Origin of the sequence: Citrobacter sp. TBCS-14 (assembly GCF_005280805.1) — a bacterium.
Classification (GTDB): domain Bacteria; phylum Pseudomonadota; class Gammaproteobacteria; order Enterobacterales; family Enterobacteriaceae; genus Citrobacter; species Citrobacter gillenii.
Window position 1 is genome coordinate 1 of the sequence record NZ_SZWM01000388.1, and the last position, 222, is coordinate 222.

Genomic DNA, 222 nt, shown 5'->3' on the forward strand with positions numbered 1-222 from the left:
ATGGCCTGCACGTTGACGGCACGCTGCACCTGCTGCTGGGCGGCGACGGAAAATCCGCTGATTTTATGCCGCTGCAACGTTACCTGAGCGGCAACAATATTCGTCTGTACTGCTTTGGCCGCGATGGCGCGCAACTCGCCGCTCTGCGACCTGATGTTGCGGAACAAACAGAAACCATGGAACAGGCGATGCGTCTGCTTGCGCCGCGCGTGAAGCCGGGCG

At 60.8% G+C, this 222-nt stretch carries 1 pseudogene; it reads left to right on the plus strand.

From position 1 onward, the window contains the following. Positions 1 to 222 (plus strand): annotated as a pseudogene (gene murD / locus FDX22_RS15695) (UDP-N-acetylmuramoyl-L-alanine--D-glutamate ligase); the annotation flags it as partial.